The sequence below is a fragment of the Streptomyces sp. NPDC051286 genome (assembly GCF_044455345.1).
GTDB lineage: Bacteria > Actinomycetota > Actinomycetes > Streptomycetales > Streptomycetaceae > Streptomyces.
In genome coordinates this window covers 1-1,406 of the sequence record NZ_JBITER010000151.1, presented here as the reverse complement: position 1 = coordinate 1,406, position 1,406 = coordinate 1, and the positions used below count along the sequence as shown (strand labels likewise).

The following is a 1,406-nucleotide window of genomic DNA, read 5'->3' as shown; positions in this document are numbered from 1 at the left end:
GAGCCTCCAGGCATTTCAGGCCATGCACGCTAGCGGCGAATGCGACAAAACACTCTGAAACAGCCAGCGTGAATCAACATCAAACGCCCACTGAGTCTGCGGCGTTGGGTCTTGCCGGAGGACGCTTCGACCGGGCTGGTGCCGCACAAGGCAGCGAACGAGGCCTCGCTGGTGAGGCGTTCAGGGTTGTCCCCGGCCGCGATGAGCAGGGCTGCGGCGCTGTCCGGGCCGACGCCGCGCACGTCGAGCAGGCCGGGGAGGCTGGCTGCGACGGCCGCGGCTATCCGCTTGTTGAGGTCGTCGATCTCTTCGGTCAGGTGCCGGATGCGGCGGGCCAGCAGCCTGAGGGTGTGGCGGGCGGCCGCGGCAGGACCGGTTGCGTCCAGGTCGTCCAGGTCGGCGCACCGCTTGATCAGGCGCGGGTTGCTCAGCCCGGCCAGCGACTCGCGCAGGGTGGAGTCCGCCGAGACACTGTCACGTTGACTGACGGGGTGGGATGATCTTCGGGTTGATCATGGTGGAGGGGGATCGTCCGTGGGGAGTACGTCGCCGTCGTACAAGGGGCACCGGTACCCGGCCGAGGTGATCTCCCACTGCGTGTGGCTGTACTTCCGCTTCCCGCTCAGCTTCCGCGAGGTCGAGGAGCTGATGTTTCAGCGCGGCGTGATCGTCTCCTACGAGACCGTCCGCCGCTGGTGCGCCAAGTTCGGACAGGCCTACGCCAACGGACTGCGTCGCCGCCGACCTCGGCCCGGGGATAAATGGCACTTGGACGAGGTCTTCATCAAGGTCAGTGGAGAATTGAAGTACCTGTGGCGGGCCGTCGACCAGGACGGGAACGTGCTCGACATCCTCGTGCAGAGCCGACGGGACAAGGCCGCGGCCAGAAGTTTCCTGCGCAGGCTGATGAAGAAGACCCAGGCGGTGCCCAGGGTGATCGTCACGGACAAGCTCCGCTCCTACGGCGCCGCCCACCGGGAGCTGATGCCCTCGGTGGAGCACCGCTCCCACAAGGGCCTGAACAACCGGGCGGAGAACAGCCACCAGCCCACCCGCCAGCGCGAGCGTGCCATGAAGGGCTTCCGCAGCGTCGGCGCGGCCCAGCAATTCCTGTCCGCATTCAGCGGCATCTCACCCCACTTCCGACCTCACCGCCACCTGCTCACCGCCCCCGACCACCGAGCCGAAATGACCGTCCGCTTCGCCATCTGGGACCACGTCACCGGAGTCGTCGGCGCGGCCGCAACGGCCTGAACACGGACCAGAACCGCAAGCCCCCACGCCCCGACACACCGTCAGACGCCCACAAATCCAACAACGTGACTGTGAGGATGATCGGGTGCCGCTCCGAGCGGTGGCCTGACCCGCAACGTGACTGGCCGTGTGCCTTGGCGTTGATCTGTCGG

2 protein-coding genes are annotated in these 1,406 nt (G+C 66.9%); one reads left to right on the top strand and one right to left on the bottom strand.

Features of this window, described 5'->3' with window-relative positions; all coding sequences use genetic code 11:
* Positions 1–29 precede the first annotated feature (29 nt).
* Positions 30–242 carry a transposase gene (locus ACIBB8_RS37895; protein ID WP_398959963.1) on the bottom strand — a complete coding sequence of 71 codons (213 nt, stop codon included), beginning with the start codon at positions 240–242 and terminating at the stop codon, positions 30–32.
* A gap of 292 nt (positions 243–534) precedes the next feature.
* Between ACIBB8_RS37895 and ACIBB8_RS37890 the strand changes: the two genes are divergently transcribed.
* Entirely contained in the window at positions 535–1,254 is a 720-nt protein-coding gene (locus ACIBB8_RS37890) for an IS6 family transposase (protein WP_398959961.1), read from the top strand.
* The last annotated feature ends 152 nt before the right edge of the window (positions 1,255–1,406 follow it).